This is a genomic window from Acinetobacter sp. SM34, assembly GCF_022012365.1.
In the GTDB taxonomy this organism is placed as follows: Bacteria; Pseudomonadota; Gammaproteobacteria; order Pseudomonadales; family Moraxellaceae; genus Acinetobacter.
In genome coordinates this window covers 1-15,516 of record NZ_JAKLTP010000003.1, presented here as the reverse complement: position 1 = coordinate 15,516, position 15,516 = coordinate 1, and the positions used below count along the sequence as shown (strand labels likewise).

Annotated in this window: 15 protein-coding genes and 1 pseudogene; 10 read left to right on the top strand and 6 right to left on the bottom strand. The window is 41.9% G+C overall.

Translation table 11 applies throughout. From position 1 onward, the window contains the following. Nucleotides 1–103: 103 nt before the first annotated feature. Nucleotides 104–757 carry an OmpA family protein gene (locus LZZ98_RS03185; protein WP_086175183.1) on the bottom strand — a complete coding sequence of 218 codons (654 nt, stop codon included), beginning with the start codon at nt 755–757 and terminating at the stop codon, nt 104–106. Between the two features lie 250 nt (nt 758–1,007). On the opposite strand from LZZ98_RS03185, the gene LZZ98_RS03180 reads away from it, so the two are divergent. The 6 genes from LZZ98_RS03180 (at nt 1,008) to LZZ98_RS03155 (ending at nt 5,544) form a co-directional block, all read left to right on the top strand. Beyond that, complete coding sequence (locus tag LZZ98_RS03180) at nt 1,008–1,931, top strand: acyltransferase (RefSeq protein ID WP_237786614.1); 924 nt, start codon at nt 1,008–1,010, stop codon at nt 1,929–1,931. Nucleotides 1,932–1,949: 18 nt separating this feature from the next. Beyond that, on the top strand, nt 1,950–3,002 hold the full coding sequence (locus LZZ98_RS03175; protein WP_237786613.1) for a preprotein translocase subunit SecA: 1,053 nt from the start codon (nt 1,950–1,952) through the stop codon (nt 3,000–3,002). A gap of 122 nt (nt 3,003–3,124) precedes the next feature. Further along, nucleotides 3,125–3,856, top strand: a complete 732-nt coding sequence (gene minC / locus LZZ98_RS03170) for a septum site-determining protein MinC (protein ID WP_237786612.1) — start codon at nt 3,125–3,127, stop codon at nt 3,854–3,856. A gap of 66 nt (nt 3,857–3,922) precedes the next feature. After that, nucleotides 3,923–4,735: a septum site-determining protein MinD gene (minD, locus tag LZZ98_RS03165; RefSeq protein ID WP_086175179.1), complete on the top strand. Its 813-nt coding sequence runs from the start codon at nt 3,923–3,925 to the stop codon at nt 4,733–4,735. Nucleotides 4,736–4,738: 3 nt separating this feature from the next. Next, nucleotides 4,739–5,011: a cell division topological specificity factor MinE gene (gene minE / locus LZZ98_RS03160; RefSeq protein WP_237786611.1), complete on the top strand. Its 273-nt coding sequence runs from the start codon at nt 4,739–4,741 to the stop codon at nt 5,009–5,011. Nucleotides 5,012–5,256: 245 nt separating this feature from the next. Then, nucleotides 5,257–5,544: a PA4642 family protein gene (locus LZZ98_RS03155; protein WP_237786610.1), complete on the top strand. Its 288-nt coding sequence runs from the start codon at nt 5,257–5,259 to the stop codon at nt 5,542–5,544. A 60-nt stretch (nt 5,545–5,604) separates the two neighbouring features. Here LZZ98_RS03155 and LZZ98_RS03150 read toward each other — a convergent pair whose 3' ends face one another. After that, on the bottom strand, nt 5,605–6,507 hold the full coding sequence (locus LZZ98_RS03150; protein WP_237786609.1) for an AEC family transporter: 903 nt from the start codon (nt 6,505–6,507) through the stop codon (nt 5,605–5,607). 104 nt (nt 6,508–6,611) lie between these two features. Between LZZ98_RS03150 and LZZ98_RS03145 the strand changes: the two genes are divergently transcribed. Beyond that, nucleotides 6,612–7,499, top strand: coding sequence for a LysR family transcriptional regulator (locus tag LZZ98_RS03145; protein ID WP_237786608.1), 888 nt, complete (start codon nt 6,612–6,614; stop codon nt 7,497–7,499). A gap of 42 nt (nt 7,500–7,541) precedes the next feature. On the opposite strand, the gene LZZ98_RS03140 is transcribed toward LZZ98_RS03145, so the two are convergent. Then, entirely contained in the window at nt 7,542–10,613 is a 3,072-nt protein-coding gene (locus tag LZZ98_RS03140; protein WP_237786807.1) for a DNA translocase FtsK, read from the bottom strand. Between the two features lie 287 nt (nt 10,614–10,900). Here LZZ98_RS03140 and trxB point away from each other — a divergent pair, with 287 nt between their 5' ends. From trxB to LZZ98_RS03125, 3 genes are all read left to right on the top strand, one after another. Continuing rightward, nucleotides 10,901–11,857 (top strand): thioredoxin-disulfide reductase, encoded by a 957-nt coding sequence (gene trxB / locus LZZ98_RS03135; RefSeq protein WP_237786607.1) that lies wholly within the window; start codon nt 10,901–10,903, stop codon nt 11,855–11,857. A 115-nt stretch (nt 11,858–11,972) separates the two neighbouring features. Continuing rightward, complete coding sequence (aat, locus tag LZZ98_RS03130; protein ID WP_237786606.1) at nt 11,973–12,704, top strand: leucyl/phenylalanyl-tRNA--protein transferase; 732 nt, start codon at nt 11,973–11,975, stop codon at nt 12,702–12,704. A 21-nt stretch (nt 12,705–12,725) separates the two neighbouring features. After that, nucleotides 12,726–13,541 (top strand): arginyltransferase, encoded by an 816-nt coding sequence (locus LZZ98_RS03125; protein ID WP_237786605.1) that lies wholly within the window; start codon nt 12,726–12,728, stop codon nt 13,539–13,541. 8 nt (nt 13,542–13,549) lie between these two features. Here LZZ98_RS03125 and rimI read toward each other — a convergent pair whose 3' ends face one another. The 3 genes and pseudogenes from rimI to LZZ98_RS03110 all read right to left on the bottom strand — a co-directional run. After that, a complete protein-coding gene (gene rimI / locus LZZ98_RS03120) occupies nt 13,550–14,011 on the bottom strand; it encodes a ribosomal protein S18-alanine N-acetyltransferase (protein WP_237786604.1) in 462 nt (153 codons plus the stop codon). Between the two features lie 106 nt (nt 14,012–14,117). Continuing rightward, nucleotides 14,118–14,999: a metal-dependent hydrolase gene (locus tag LZZ98_RS03115; RefSeq protein ID WP_237786603.1), complete on the bottom strand. Its 882-nt coding sequence runs from the start codon at nt 14,997–14,999 to the stop codon at nt 14,118–14,120. 384 nt (nt 15,000–15,383) lie between these two features. Next, nucleotides 15,384–15,516 (bottom strand): annotated as a pseudogene (locus LZZ98_RS03110) (hypothetical protein); the annotation flags it as partial.

Sequence of the window (15,516 nt, the reverse complement as noted above, 5' to 3'; positions counted from 1 at the left end):
CTCGATTATAGTCATCTGTGCCAAACTTGCATAACCTAAAATACAGATTTGACATTCAAAAAAAAACCACCCGAAGGTGGTTTTCTCTGATTCAATAACTGAATTATTGAATTGCGTAGATGCTGATTTCTACACGGCGGTTTTGTTCACGACCAGACGCTGTGTTGTTGTCAGCGATTGGGTTAGCAGCGCCTTGACCTTGAGCATTAATACGTGAAGTTGAAACGCCTTTAGAAGCTAAGTAGCTTGCTACTGACTGAGCACGCGCTTGAGACAATGGAATGTTGATAGAGTCATTACCAGTGCTGTCTGTATAACCAGTTACAAGAATACCGCTCTTGTTATCTTCAGTTAAAGTTTGCGCAACTTTATTCAAAGTAGTGTAGAAATTAGGTTTGATATTTGATTTGTTGGTATCAAATGTAATGTTACCCGGCATAATCAAACCAACAGAACCATCTGGATTACGAGTAACGTCTACACCAGTACCCGCCATTTGTTGACGTAATTTTTTCTCTTTATTATCAAGATACACACCAGTTGCACCTCCTAATACAGCGCCAATTGCTGCTGCACGGTTATTTTGTGCACTTGAGTTTGCACTACCCTTAGAAATACCATAACCAGCAGCTGCGCCAACCAATGCGCCAATTGCTGTTTTATCGTATTCCATACCGCCAAGATTGTTGCCACTTGTTTGACAGCCTGATAGTGCCAATGCCCCTGCTACAGCTGCTGAAATTACTAATGCACGCATTGCATGCCTCCTTGTTGTGTTTTATCGTATGGTGGAATAATGAATTAAAAAAAATGGGCATACCATTGATTTTTTGTAAATAATCCAATCATTAGTTACATTTTGTAATATTTTATATGAGTGTGAAGAATAACTTAAGCACAATTTCTTCATAGTTGTACGAATAGACTTTTTTATTTCAAATTCTGCAATTATATTAAATACTGAAAAAAAACATTTAATGATTTTCTTTTTAGGGCCGTTTTTTATTATGTCATCTCAAAATACCAAGCAACCGATATTAAAAAAAATATCTCGCGGGCTTACTGTCGGATCGGTGATTACCGGAAGTACTTTTTTTCATGGTCCACCTGTACTTGCCTTGGGATTGACTAAACTGATTAAAAAATCACGTAAAGTAGATGAAACCAACATTCAGATTACCAACAGCTGGCTCAGTGTCAATAATTGGCTGATTGACCATGTATTGCCCAACTTAAAGTGGGATATCAGTATTGAGGAAGGTTTAGATCTCAGTATGCAAGGTCGTTACCTGATGACCTGCAACCATCAAAGTTGGGTAGATACTACGGTAAATCAATATTTTGGTTTAACCCGCATGCCCCTGACCCGTTTCTTTACCAAGTGGGAACTGATCTTTATTCCTTTCGTGGGACAAGCCTTTAAAATTTTAGGTTTCCCGATGATGAAACGGCATACCAAAGAACAGATTGCCAAAAATCCGGAATTGAAAACCCGTGACATGGAAGAATCACGTAAAGCCTGTGAACAGCTGCTGAGTCAACCTTTTACCTTGCTAAACTATCTAGAAGGCACGCGCTTTACCCCAGAAAAACACGACCAACAGAAGTCACCTTATAAGCATTTATTAAAACCTAAAGCAGGCGGTTTAGCTTTAGCCTTAAATATTTTAGGCGACAAAATTGATGCCCTGGTCGATATGACCATTGTTTATCCGGATGGTGCACCCGGTTATGGCGATTTCTGGCTAGGTGAGGTCAATCGCATTGCGGTGAATTTGCGTAAAATTGAAATTCCAAGCTGGGTATTAGACGGTAATTATGAAGATGATGCCGAATATCGTGAAAAATTCCAGCAATGGGTTCATGAGCTGTGGACTGAAAAAGACCAACTGATTGAACGCATGCAGCAAGATTTGGCTGCCAAAGCTTAAAAATACGCAAGGAAAAAAATGAAGCAAAATGACCAGATCACACCTCCGACCTTTTCTTTTGTAAAAAAAGGCACTTGGGGATGGAAAGTTGCACTGGGCTATGACATTTTCATGATGGTTCTGATCATCATCAATTTAATCTGCTTAAGTGGCAATGCACTCCTGATGAGTGATTTTGGTGGCTGGTTATTTAACTTCATTCATCTTCCGGAACTGTTGCAGTTTTACCGTACCGCATTACGCCCTTGGGTCATCATTACCGAAAGCTGGTTTACCAGTTTTCTGGTGATTGAATTGCTGGTCCGCTGGGCCATTGCGATCCTTGGACAACATCATAAGCGCTGGTTTTTCTTTCCTTTTATTCACTGGTACGAAATTCTATCGATTATTCCGCAACTGCGTTTCTTACGCCTATTGCGCGCCGGCTCTATCGCCTATAACCTGTATCAGCATGGTTATAAAGTCATTCCGATCAGTTGGTATCAACGGGCGAACTTTTATTACCATCTGGTATTAGAGGAACTCACCAGCCGTATTGTGATTACGGTTTTAGACAGCATAAAACATGAACTATCCACCAGTACCACACATAAAAAACTGATTGAAGATCTGGTTGCCCACCACCGTGAAATGTTTGCCACTGCCCTGGCGGATATTTTGCAAGAATCTTTAGGCAAAGAGCTGCAAGCGCAAAAAATCATGATTGCCGAAAATGTCGGTGATATTGTCAATCGCGCCATTGAAGATACGCCTGAACTGACCCAGTTGTTACGCCTGATTCCAATTGTAGGTGGCCGCATAGAGCAACAGATCCAGAGTATTGGCCAACGCTTGGGAGAAAATATCACTCTGGGACTGATTGAACCTTTTGCACACGATCATAAAAATGAAAAAAATCTGGCATATTTAGAAATTTCAAATAAAATCAGCCAAATACAATTTGAAAATAATACGCATGTGGAAAAACTGGTTGAGTCGGCAGTTTTTGAAAGTTTAGAAGCCATTCACCAGCAAGTGAAAATAAAACAATGGCAACAAATTCTGGAACAGCATGATCAAGTTAAAGAATGAACATAAGATTTAAAATATTGAAATCGCTGCTAGAGAAAAGCTGCAATTTGTTCTAGGATTTGCTCTATTTACAACATAACTTCGACATAAAATGAATGAGTCAGAAGTCTTAAGGAATAATTATGGCTGATATACGGATTACAGGCAGAATGGTTAATTTTACCCGATTAACCTTTGACACCAATGATCACAACGCAATCCGCCAGCAATTGACTCAAATGCTTCAAGAAACTGCTTCTCATGGCACGCTGGTCATTATTGACAGTACTGTAGAACAAGAATTGATTGCACTGATTCAGCTATTGATCAGTCTGGATTTACAGCCTCTGGGTGTGATTGACGGCATTCTTTCCGCTGAAGCCCGCGCAATTCAATTTCCTATTCTGCCAGCAGACAACAAACCCTTACAACGCATTAAAGCCACGAAAGAACAAGTGGTTGAGAGCAAACCTGAAGTTGATACCACCCAAACTCCAGATGCTGAAGAAGTGGTAGCAAAACCAGCTCGGGTCATCAGTCATGTGACTTCTTATCACGATGAAATTTTGCGTACTGGCCAATGCCTGGTACAGGATCACGGCGATATTATTCTCAATGCCGGTATTAATAGCGGTTCTGAAGTTATTGCTTCAGGAAATATACATATTTATGGTAGCGCACGTGGTAGAGTCATCGCCGGCGCAGGCGGGAACGGTGCAGCACGTATTTTCTGCCATTCTCTGGAAGCAGAATTGGTATCAATTGCAGGTACATATTGTGTGGCGGATGACATTCCCCCGCATGTCCTGAAGAAGGCTGTCCATATTTACTTGAATGATCATCAAGAACTTGTCTTTGAAGTTCTCGAATTTTAATGTATAAATAAACACCAAAAGCCCCATATTTAAAAAGGGGTTTGAACCATAACAGGAGTGGATTCGGTGGCGAAAATTGTTGTCGTAACATCAGGCAAAGGTGGTGTAGGTAAAACTACGACTAGTGCATCTTTTGCAACAGGTTTAGCCCTTCGCGGTCACAAAACTGTTGTGATCGATTTTGACGTGGGTTTACGTAACCTAGATTTAATTATGGGTTGTGAACGTCGCGTTGTTTATGATTTTGTGAATGTATTGAATAACGAAGCGCGTCTTCAACAAGCGCTCATTCGTGATAAAGATATTGAAAACCTATATATTTTGCCTGCTTCACAAACCCGTGATAAAGATGCCTTGACCGATGAAGGTGTTGCACGTGTAATGGATGAACTTTCGCAAGAATTCGATTACATTATTTGTGACTCGCCTGCGGGGATCGAACGTGGTGCAATCATGGCGATGTATCATGCAGATGAAGCAATCATTGTGACCAATCCTGAAATTTCTTCTGTACGTGACTCTGACCGTATTATTGGAATGCTCGACAGCAAAACCAAAAAAGTAGAACAAAACGAAGGTCGTATCCGTAAACATTTGTGTATTACACGCTTCAATCCAGAACGTGCTGATAAACAGGAAATGTTAACGATTGACGATATTTCTAAAGATATTTTACGTGTACCTACACTAGGTGTTATTCCTGAGTGTCCAAGCGTATTGCAAGCATCAAATGAAGGTAAACCTGTGATTCTCTTTACTGAAGAGTCAGCGGGTCAGGCTTATGATGACCTTGTCGCGCGCTTTCTGGGTGAAGAACGTCCTTACCGTCACATTGCGGTAAAACCTAAGGGCTGGTTAGCACGATTATTTGGAGCGTAACAAATGGCAGGATTCTGGAGTAAATTATTCAGCAACGAGGATAAACCTTCAAGCGCACAAACTGCTAAAGACCGCTTAAAAGTAATTGTTGCTTCTGAACAAGGTTTAGGTAAACGCTTAAGCCAGGACAAAATTGACCTCATGAAAAAAGAAATCATGCAAGTGGTTAACCGTTATGTCCGCGGTGTTGATGAACAACATATTCAAATGTCGGTACGTTCTGAAGCCAATATTGAAATGTTAGAGATGAATATCAATTTGCCTGAAGAGCGATAATCTGAATTTTGATTAGTCAAGCAAATTGAATCAAGGCAAAATATGAGACTGGATCAGCAAAGCACTGCTTTGCCCAGTCGCAAGATGAGAAGCTAGGCTTCGAGTGGACTGGATCAACAACGTATGACCCGGCTGCAAGACGAGAAGCGATGCTTCCTATTGGCAAAGTCATGGAAAATGCTTTGTCACTTGCGCACTCATATTTTGCCTTTTTTATTTTTAATCAGTATATCAAGGAGATTGCGATGGCATTATCTCAGCCAGCAACGTTCAATGAAGAATGGTCAGATGAGCGTGTATTTGCCTACTTAACCCAGCTTCCTCCTGCAGGTGTAAATGCTGATTTTCACGTACTTTATCATGCATTCAAACATATGCGTCCCAATGATTATGAGCGCTTATTGACTCAATTTGTTGCCGATGGCCGAGATGTCAATGCAACCAACTCTGAAGGTCAACGCATTCATGACGTGATTGCACAGTACCCGCGTCAAAGTGAAGGATTCCTGGAAGTTCTTGCCAAGTTTGCTTAATGCAGTCAATTTAATTAAAAAGCCTGCTTGTTGCAGGCTTTTTAATTTCTGGGATGAGCATTAGAACAACAGCCACATCAGCACAGGAAAACTTAAGGCAAAGCATAAGGTTTGCAGGCTAATCACCCCCGCCATAAGTTCACTGTCACCCTGACAAAATTTGGTCAACATATAAGATGCCGTTGCGGTAGGTAAGGCGAAAAACACAACCAATACAGCCTTTTCCAGCTGACTTAGGGGCATCATAGAACAAATGGCATATGCTAGAAGTGGCATCAGCACTAAGCGGCCTACGGTATTGATGGCTAGACGCGGTAAAGAACGACCTAAAGCTGAAAACTGCAAGCCGGCACCCACACAAATCAAGCCCAAAGGCAAACTCATTCCGGCCAATAGTTTCAGTGCGTTTTCAATTCCAATAAATAGTTTTAATCCACTCAAATTAAACAGCATGCCTACACTACAGCCTAAAATTAATGGATTTTTGAATACTGACAACAGCGTATTCTTAAAAGATACCCCTTGTCCCTGTGAAAAAGACAATACTGAGATAATATTCACCAAGGGAATCGAGACCACCATAATCATGGCAAATAACTGCATGCCTTTGGCACCAAATAATGGGGTCATTAGTGACAAGCCCATATAGGTATTAAAGCGAATATGACTTTGCATATAAACGCCAAAGCGTGCTGCAGGAATGTAACGCCATAATTTGAATGACCAAAGCAACAGGCTGACAATAATAATGATGATAAACAAGGTCGCCAACACCAGTTTGACCGCATCCAGATCCAGCTCTATATAAGCCAGATTGGTAAATAAAAGGGTTGGAAATAAAATGAAATAGTTGAATTTCTCTGCTCCAGCCCAAAAATCCGTTGCAAGATACTGACTACGTTTGAGTAGATAACCCATAGCAATCATGACGATCAGTGGAAATAAGGCGATCAGAATATCCATAACTATCTATTTTCAGCAGCTTAACTGCACTTTAACTTTCATCAGGCTGATAATATAATCCTCATTCAACCTCATCATAAAATGAGTTTTTACTCATATTGCTCATGACGTTTAGCCAGCTTGAAATTTTTATTTTGGTTGCAGAAAACCAGAGTTTTACCCTAACTGCCAAACAACTCGGCATTACCCAGTCTGCAGTTTCACATGCGCTAAAGAGTCTGGAACAGCATTGGAAAGTATGCTTATTTTCACGCAATCAGCACAAAATTGAACTAACCACAATTGGCACACAGCTGTTACGACATGCGCAAAGTATTTTAAATACAGCGCAAAGCATGCAACAGGAAGCTGCGGCTGCTCATGGCGTGCATCAAGGCACTTTAAGAATTGGTTCTTTTGGAGCCTCAGCATCCATCCATTTATTACCGGAAATATTAACTGCATATCGGCAACGCTACCCCAATATTGAAATTTATGTGGATGAAGGTACCGATGAACAGGTTTCGCAGTGGATTTTGGCTAAACAGGTCGATGTCGGTTTTGCCGTGTTACCACGACAAGAGCTAGATACATTCCCTGTGATTCAGGACATTTTTGTTGCCCTTATTCCCAAAAGTTATCCAATTGCCTGCAAAACTAAAGTCAGTATTGCAGAATTGGCGGATTATCCATTTATATTAACCAAAGCCGGTAGCCAGACGCATGTAGAACTTTTTTTCAAATTGCATCTAATTCAGCCCACCATTAAATACCAGTTATCACAACTACTGACCATTTTAAATATGGTCAATATCAACGAAGGCGTGTCTATAGTCGCGGATATGGCTATTACCCCCGAGCTGTTAGCATTACATCCCAATGTGGTAAAAAGACCGCTTACACCCAATACCCAGCGCCATATTGGGCTGGCTGTGGCGAATAAGAAATTTATGAGTCCTGCCACAAAAGCCTTGATTGAACTGGTTCAGGACATGTTTTATTTCAATAAATAAAGAAATAAAAAAAGCCTGCATGAAGCAGGCTTTTTTCTTGCTTTAAACCAGAATATCTCGCTTACCATTGGCACCCATGCCGCTGACAATGCCATTTTCTTCCATCTGGTCAATAATGCGTGCAGCCCGGTTATAACCCAGACTAAACTTACGCTGTAGCGATGAGGTCGATGCTTTGCGTGTTTCCAAGACAAAGGATACGCATTGGTCGTAAAGTGCATCGCGGTCTGAGCCGCCATCACCATCTTCAAAGCCACGCGAAGTGGGTTCTTCATCATAAGGTGTCAGGATTTCATCCACGTAGTTAGGCTCACCACGTTCGCGCCAAGCATCACAGATATTGTTTACTTCATCATCGGAAATAAATGCGCCATGCACACGTTCCGGCTCAATCTTGCCAGGCCCAAGGAACAGCATATCACCATGACCCAACAGGTCTTCTGCCCCACCTGCATCCAAAATGGTACGCGAGTCAATTTTACTGTTTACCCGTAAAGCCACACGGGTTGGAATATTGGCTTTAATCAAACCGGTAATCACATCCACCGATGGACGTTGGGTCGCAAGCAGCAAGTGAATACCGGCAGCACGTGATTTTTGTGCTAAACGGGTAATCATTTCTTCAGCTTTTTTACCCACCTGCATAATCATGTCGGCAAATTCGTCAGCCACAATCACAATGGATGGTAAAGGCGTTAAACGTGGTGCACGCTCTCCTACCACTGAATCGCTGGCTTTCCAGGTTGGATCAATCAGGTCCTCACCATTGGCCATGGCTTCTTCGACCTTGCGGTTATAGTCACTGAGTTTACGAATCTTTAAATAAGACATCAGCTTATAGCGGCGTTCCATTTCATTGACACACCAGTTCAATGCATTGACAGCATCTTTCATGTCTGTCACGACTGGGGTAAGCAAATGTGGAATATCATTATAATTGGCCAGTTCCAGCTGTTTCGGGTCAATCAAGATTAAACGCAATTGATCGGGAGTATATTTCAACAGCATCGATAGAATCATTGAGTTTACCGCAACCGATTTACCGGAACCTGTTGTACCTGCAACCAGCATATGCGGTGCTTTACCCAAATCCGCAATCACGGGATTTCCCGAAATATCCTTACCCATTGCCATAGAGAGAATACTGTTTGGATCGGTAAAAGCAGGAATGGTCAATAACTCGATTAGACGCACCATTTCACGAGCACTATTCGGTACTTCAATGCCGATATAGGGCTTGCCCGGAATAACCTCAACCACACGTACCGATGCCATCGACATAGAACGTGCCAAATCTCGGGAAATGTTAGTCACCTTCGATGCTTTTACACCCGGTGCCAAATCAAGTTCAAAACGAGTCACCACAGGTCCCGGTTGTGCTTCAACCACTTGCGCTTTGACATTAAATTCTTGCAGCTTAATTTCAAGTAACTCGGATAAACGTGCCAGTTGTTCAGCAGTGAAATTCACTTTCTTATTAGGATCAACCTTATCCAGCAGTTCCAATCCGGGTAAAGTAGGTAAGTCACGACGCTTTTGTGCCACTTGCATGGCACGTGACATCGGTCGTCCCATTGCATCGGTTAAAGGCGCATCCAGATCAAAATCATCTTCATCAAGCTCAACTTCAGCAACAGGCTTGCCTGCTGTTTCCTGCCAAACTTCACGAAATACATCTTTATTTGACGCGATCAACGCCTTTTCATCGTCTGAAATGCTGGGTTGTTGCTGCAACTGGCTATTAATTTCTGCACGTACAAATGCCGAGGATTGGGCATAACTGCTGGTGCTACGTACTGGTGCAGCAGGCTCAATGTCCTCTATCAATAACTCATCTACCAGCAAATCATCCAGCTCGTCAAACTCGTCATCCAACGCAGTATTTTTGGGTGTAGTGTTGAGCAGCGGTGATGCAGCCATACTCACAGATGCCGCCGTCACGATCTTTTCTTCAGGGAAGCTTACTACAGCAGGTTCCGGATCGACATGATTAAATGGGGTATGCACATCCGTGGCGATTTTTCCACTCGGCACAGCGGCAAGCAATTCATCAAAAATTTCATCATCATCCCAATCCAGATTTTGTTTAGCCGTCTGGGGAGTCGATGTTGGTGGCTGCTCATCAACAAATGCCTGAAAATGTTCATGCGGTGTCTGTTTTTCAGACTCTTCAGCCGCTTTGAGCAAGGCATCAATATCTTGATTATGGTTCTGGTTGTCATCTGAGTTGAGTGCACGCCAGACTTCACCTGTTGCCACTACACGCTGGGTATTCTGTTCCAGACGATGGGCTTTTTCTAAAACCTGTTCGAATTCTGCCTCGTCTTGATCATCCACCAACTGTTGCTGCGCATATAGTTCTTTTTCAACCATATCATCAAACAGGCGTTCTGCTGCCGGATCACGAACGATAGGCGACAATTCTACTTGTTTATGTTCGGAGACCGGGCTGAGTTTTTCTGCAGCTGGTTTTAGTTTGCTACCGACAAGTGATTTTTTAACTTCAGGCGTGGTGCGATCAAATGCAGACTCGGTTTCAGGCACATTCTTATAAAATAAGTCTTGTAAATAAGCAGGTGTTGCTTTGAGTGTGTCCCAGGTTTTGTTCCACTTCACGCCAAACGCGAATGTGAATAAAACGAACCAGAACAGCAGCAGAAAAATGGTTGCACCATAAATGGTTAAAATTTGCGAAAGGCTTTGCCCCAATTCATAACCAATAATACCGCCAGATGAATTATCTAGGGTATCTGCCGGCACTTGCCAGTACAGATACAGCAAACTTGCTGTCGCGAGCAAAATAAAGAATTGTGCAGCATAGCGAAATGGCTTATTTAGAAAACTATAAGGCCACCATACCTGAATGGCTTCCACGAATAGAAAAATCGGGATGAGCAAGCTGGCCCAGCCTAGAAAACCAAACAGTAAATCTGCGATCCACGCACCCGCAACTCCGCTGGCATTCGACACCTGCAGGGTATCACTGGAAATGTGCATCCAGCCCGGATCAAAAGGCGTATAGGTCACTGTTGCAAGGAATAAATAAATTCCAAATGAGACTAAAAATAATGTCTTTATTAAGCGCTGTGCATAAACACTCGACACCGCAGTCATATACTGTCCTGTAACCAATTTTTCATTCATGTTTTTTGTAAGAAACTAAGACAAAATAGTTTCACAATAAACTCGGTATTATGCACCTGTTAAAAGAAAAAAGATGCAATATTATGTAGTGGCTGCTGCTAACAAATCCGCTGGATTGAGTATCTAGTACAGCGCCGTTGTTGTATATAGCTCAAATCGATTTGAATGATCAATAATATCGACATCGAACTCACACAACTGTTATAGAGTTTCACGTATAATTCCACAAATTTCTAAATAAAAAAAGGATGCTGCGAATGAGCGCTCGTCACTCACGCTTGATTATTCTAGGTTCAGGCCCTGCGGGTTATAGCGCAGCAGTTTATGCTGCACGTGCCAACTTGAAGCCAACCCTTATTGCCGGTTTACAGCTCGGTGGTCAATTGACCACCACAACTGAAGTTGATAACTGGCCAGGTGATCCGGAAGGTCTAACCGGCCCTGCCCTGATGGAACGCATGCAAGCGCATGCGGAACGTTTTGGTACCGACATTGTCTATGACCATATCAACGAAGTTGATTTAAGCATTCGCCCATTTGTGCTGAAAGGCGATATGGAAGAGTTCAGCTGTGATGCCCTCATCATTGCAACTGGTGCTACCGCGCAATACCTGGGTCTTGAATCTGAAGCTGCATTTATGGGTCAAGGCGTAAGTGCATGTGCAACTTGTGATGGTTTCTTCTACAAAAACCAGAAAGTCATGGTTGTGGGTGGTGGTAACACAGCGGTTGAAGAAGCACTTTATCTTTCCAATATTGCTTCGCATGTGACTCTGGTTCACCGTCGTGATTCATTACGTTCAGAAAAAATCTTGCAAGATCATCTGTTCGAAAAAGAGAAAGAAGGCAAAATCAGTATTATCTGGAATCATCAGGTCGATGAAGTTCTGGGTGACAGCAAGTCAGGCGTCACTTCAGTTCGTCTGCAGTCTACCCAAGATGGTTCTAAACAAGATGTAGAAGTCACTGGCTTATTTGTTGCCATTGGTCATAAACCCAATAGCAGCATGTTCGAAGGTCAATTGAACCTGCGTGATGGTTATATTCAAGTACAAAGCGGTACGGCAGGTAATGCCACTGCTGCCTCTGTAGCGGGTGTATTTGCTGCGGGTGATATTGCTGACAGTGTTTACCGTCAAGCCATTACTTCGGCAGGTTCAGGCTGTATGGCTGCACTGGATGCTGAAAAATATCTTGATGCCTTAGGTGACTAATTGCAATAAATCCATTTCTTGCAATAAAAACCGTCCTATCTAGGGCGGTTTTTTTTGTATGATAAAAATACCCAACTTTTCATTACCGGTTATTTTCCAGTTCAGGCTAAATCCTATGCATACATTAGCACCTTCAGAATTTATTTTTCCCGATCCCATCGAAGCTGATCCCGATCAGCAAGGGCTGATCTGCATAGGTGCTGACCTCTCCCCCTCCACACTTTTTGAAGCCTATACCCATGGTCTGTTTCCCTGGTTTTCTGAAGGTGAGCCGATCTGCTGGTGGTGTCCAGAGCCACGCTGCATTATCCGTCCACAGGATTATCATCCCAGCAAATCCTTAATTCGCAACATGAAAAAGTTTGATTATAAAATTACAATCAACCAGGCCTTTGAACGGGTGATCCGATCTTGTGCTCTGCCGCGTAGTTATGCTGAAGATACCTGGATTTCTGAAGACATTATTGATGGATACTGCCAGTTATTTGAAGCTGGTTATGGCTATAGTATTGAAGTATGGGATGCAGGCAAAGTGGTGGGCGGTTTATATGGCGTGACCATTGGACATGGCTGTTTTGGTGAGTCGATGTTTAGCACGCAAACCGATGTCTCAAAAATGGCATTTTATACGTTAATGCTGATCGGACAGGAAAATCATCTGCCCTGGATTGACTGCCAATTGGTCAATGATCATCTTTTAAGCCTGGGTGCCTGTACACTTTCTCGCCAAGCCTATCTTAATTCGTTACAAGATGTTGTAAAACAGCCTGCTATCGATTGGAAAAAATATCAAGAGGGTGTATTTTCAAGTAAAACAATAGCGCAAAAAGCGCGGTTAATTGAATGAAAATAAAAGAGGGATCTTGCCATGAATTCGTATCACCCAAAGTCCCTGCTCAATGATTTACAGTATTACATTACGCCGCCGCATAGCTGTAGTTATCTGGAACAGAAATCAGCACGGATGGTCTTTTTAGATCCTGCACATCGCATTGATGTAGTCAGCCTGTCTGAACTTTCACGTCTGGGATTTCGTCGCAGTGGCGATTTTGTTTATCGCCCTGAATGCCACCTCTGCCGCCAGTGTTTGTCTTGCCGGGTGCCTGTTTCTGACTTCCAGATGAACAGTTCGCAAAAAAAAGCCTGGAAACGCAATCAGGATTTGACTGTTAAAATTACCCGTACAGCAGATGCTACCTCAGTTCATTATGCATTGTATGAACGCTATATTTTCGAGCGCCATGCAGATGGTGATATGTTTCCCCCTAGCGTCGATCAATTTGAAAAATTTTTGGTGCATAGCTGTACCGACAGTTTTTTTCTTGAATTCTGGAAAGATGACCAGCTGATTTGCGTTTCAAGCTGTGACCCTTTGGATGATGGAGTTTCTGCGGTTTATACTTTTTTTGATCCCGATGAGAATCGACGTTCACTCGGGGTATTTGCTGTACTCAAACAGATTGAACATGCCAAAGCTTTAGCTTTGCCTTATGTCTATTTGGGTTATTGGGTTCCGCATTCCGATAAAATGAACTATAAATCGCAATATGTACCTTTGGAACTGTTGATTGATGGGCAATGGCGACGCTTAAACCGCTTGCTGAACCATGAAGAAATTCAGCAATTGGGCAATTCCCTCATGACGACTCTGCCCTCAGGATGGAATAACCCAATTATTAAATAATGTTGTACTTATGATTTAAAAAGCTGGGCAAAATCATCACTACAAGATTTCACCATAATAATGGCATGCTCGCGCGAACCATTGGCTTTGGGATAATAATTTTTGCGTAAATCGATTTGATGAAAACCGGATTTTTCATATAAAGCTATGGCAGCCTGATTACTTTCTCGCACTTCCAGAAATATTTGTAGCGGATTATTCTTCAGCTGGGCAATTGAGGCTTCAAGCAGTTGATAACCTAAACCTTTGCCTTGCTGACTCGGATGAACCGCCATCAGTAATAAATTAGCTTCATCCAGAACCGGTTGCAAGATACAAAAACCGACCACCTGTCCTTGTTGTTCAATCACGGTACTGTGATAAGAATCGATTGATTCTTCAAACTGCTTTACTGTCCACGGATGGCTTTGTACTAATTTTTCAATGTTTGCGACTGTTTGCACATCCGCATGCTGCATCAAACGAATCATCTTCGTTCATCTTTTAAATAACAGAAACTTCGCATTATATGAAGTCTGCATAAAAAATCGAGTAAAAAAATGGGCAATCGAAATTGCTCAAGGAGCCAAACTGCTTTTAAAAACCTAATTTGTCTTTCCAGGTTGCTAACAAACTGACTGTATCTAAATCATTAGGATGAAAACCCGGTCTAAAATAGGCCAGCATTTCCTTGCCCATGCCAGTGATAATGCCTTTAGATGGACTATAGGCATAGCTATAAATATCTTTTAACGATTCAAGATTAAACTGTTTATCTTCATTTAATAAACGTGCCAAAAAATAAGATTGGGTGATGAATAAAATGACCATAGCCAGTGTTAATGAACCGGTACGTAATGCATAGGCTTTTATGCCGCGCCCAAAAACGCCTTCAAAAACATCATAAGCCACAGCTTTGTGTTCATTTTCTTCTATTGCATGCCATGCCCACAGGGTTGCCATGGTCTTGTCTGTCATCAAGTCTTGAATATGCTGGTTACGCAGAAGTTCAGAAGCGATGGTGGCAGTAAAATGTTCCAGTGCAGTCGTGGCGGTTAAATCTACCATTTCCTGAGTAATTCCACATGGTTTAGCCACTTTTGCAAATACTTTACGTGCTGCTTGAATGACCGTATCAGTCTTCGCATCCAAGGTTGCAACATCATGCCCATATTTTTGTGCAGAAGCATTAAAGCCCACATGCTCTTGAGTATGCATGGCTTCTTGCCCAATAAAAGCACTAATTTCTTTTTGTAATGCCTGATTGTCTTTAATCGCTGGATGATTGCGAACAGCACGCACACTATCAATAAAGAACTTTTCACCGGCTGGAAATAATGCAGAAAGTGCAGTCATAAAATGGGTCAAGCCTGCTGAACCATCCATCCAATATTCAGGAACATTTTCAAAATCAAAATTCATCCGGCGAACTGGAAAACTTGCACCTGCACGATTACTAATATTGACCTTTGCATTCATGATGCTTTACTCCTATCTAGCAAAGAAATTGCTAAATTCACTTTTGTTTTTCTTAATTGTTATATTACTTGTTTAAAAATTGGCTATAAGTGCAGATAAGGTCAGGAAAATATCAGTTAAGGACATGAGGAGAAAAAATAATGATAAGTGAAATTATTTTTTTGACGCAAGAGAAATAAATAATAACAATGCTTTTTCGACGCAAGGGAATAAAGTACTGCTTTATTTCAACGCAAGGGAAAAATGATGAATGAAATCATTTTTACGACGCAAAAGTAAATTGCAATGGCGAAATCAATTATGACCTAAGAAATCGAGATATAAAAATCCTCACGCATAAAAAAAGCGCCCCAAAGGGACGCTTTTTTTTCACACAATCAGCGATTATGCAGTTACTTTAGCAACTACACCAGCACCAACTGTACGACCACCTTCACGGATCGCAAAACGTAGACCTGGGTCCATTGCGATTGGGTGGATCAATTCTACTGACATTTCAACGTTGTCACCAGGCATT

Bases quoted from the DNA above. Each gene is read 5' to 3' on its own strand.
- minC (WP_237786612.1), top strand. From the start codon at position 3,125: ATGGCTGATATACGGATTACAGGCAGAATGGTTAATTTTACCCGATTA.
- LZZ98_RS03185 (WP_086175183.1), bottom strand. From the start codon at position 757: ATGCGTGCATTAGTAATTTCAGCAGCTGTAGCAGGGGCATTGGCACTA.
- LZZ98_RS03145 (WP_237786608.1), top strand. From the start codon at position 6,612: ATGACGTTTAGCCAGCTTGAAATTTTTATTTTGGTTGCAGAAAACCAG.
- LZZ98_RS03155 (WP_237786610.1), top strand. From the start codon at position 5,257: ATGGCATTATCTCAGCCAGCAACGTTCAATGAAGAATGGTCAGATGAG.
- LZZ98_RS03140 (WP_237786807.1), bottom strand. From the start codon at position 10,613: ATGACTGCGGTGTCGAGTGTTTATGCACAGCGCTTAATAAAGACATTA.
- rimI (WP_237786604.1), bottom strand. From the start codon at position 14,011: ATGATTCGTTTGATGCAGCATGCGGATGTGCAAACAGTCGCAAACATT.
- aat (WP_237786606.1), top strand. From the start codon at position 11,973: ATGCATACATTAGCACCTTCAGAATTTATTTTTCCCGATCCCATCGAA.
- minE (WP_237786611.1), top strand. From the start codon at position 4,739: ATGGCAGGATTCTGGAGTAAATTATTCAGCAACGAGGATAAACCTTCA.
- LZZ98_RS03115 (WP_237786603.1), bottom strand. From the start codon at position 14,999: ATGAATGCAAAGGTCAATATTAGTAATCGTGCAGGTGCAAGTTTTCCA.
- LZZ98_RS03175 (WP_237786613.1), top strand. From the start codon at position 1,950: ATGAAGCAAAATGACCAGATCACACCTCCGACCTTTTCTTTTGTAAAA.
- trxB (WP_237786607.1), top strand. From the start codon at position 10,901: ATGAGCGCTCGTCACTCACGCTTGATTATTCTAGGTTCAGGCCCTGCG.
- LZZ98_RS03150 (WP_237786609.1), bottom strand. From the start codon at position 6,507: ATGGATATTCTGATCGCCTTATTTCCACTGATCGTCATGATTGCTATG.
- LZZ98_RS03125 (WP_237786605.1), top strand. From the start codon at position 12,726: ATGAATTCGTATCACCCAAAGTCCCTGCTCAATGATTTACAGTATTAC.
- LZZ98_RS03180 (WP_237786614.1), top strand. From the start codon at position 1,008: ATGTCATCTCAAAATACCAAGCAACCGATATTAAAAAAAATATCTCGC.